This window comes from Burkholderia sp. HAN2018, assembly GCF_024704855.1.
GTDB classification, from domain to species: domain Bacteria; phylum Pseudomonadota; class Gammaproteobacteria; order Burkholderiales; family Burkholderiaceae; genus Burkholderia; species Burkholderia cepacia.
The window spans coordinates 1-709 of the sequence record NZ_QOBB01000545.1 but is presented as its reverse complement, the minus strand read 5'-3'; the positions used below and the strand labels follow the sequence as shown (position 1 = coordinate 709).

Here is a 709-nt window from a genome sequence, read left to right as displayed (position 1 = left end):
GACGCGCTCGCGCTCGTCGGCCGTGCGGTGCCGCCGGCCACGCTGCGCGCGTTGCCCGATGCGTTTGCGACCCGGATTCGTGCCCGCTACGAACAGGCGCTGCTTGGCGTGCTGCGCGCGGGACACGGCGCGCCTGATGCGGCACTCGCCGAACTCGACGCGATGCTGGCCGTGCTGGCGGGCGACGATCCCTACGATTTCTGGCGGCTCGCGGCCGCGTGCGTGCGCGCGCTGCGCGCCAGCGGCGCGCCGGAGTTGAAGCGCTTTCTCGCGCGGACGAATTTGCTGCTAGGCGAGCACGCGCAGGGCCGGCGCAGTGCGCCGCCGGAACTCGTGCGCGAGACGGTGGCGCTGCTGTGGCGCGATTTCGCGCTGTTCGGCGCCGCAGCCGAGGATGTCGCACTCGTCGACGTGCTGCACGACTACGGGCTGACGGTCGACTGGCACGTCGCCGGCACGCCCGCATCGGAGGCGCTGTGGGAGGCCGATGCCGCCCGGGCCGAGCACGATGCGGTTGCCGCCGCGCCGACCCGCGCGCTTGGCGTCGTGACGGTCAATGCGCATGCCTATGAGGATTTCCTGCAGACGGCCGATGCGTCGATGGCCGACCTCGCTGCCGATCCGGCCGCGGCCGACGCGGGGGCCGCATGGCACGCGTCCGGCGCTGCCTACCGGGTCGGTACGGCCGCATGCGCGCTCGGGCTCGGCC

General features: G+C 73.8%; 1 pseudogene. It reads left to right on the top strand.

The features are described 5' to 3' along the window. Positions 1 to 709 (top strand): annotated as a pseudogene (locus DPV74_RS41685) (hypothetical protein); the annotation flags it as partial.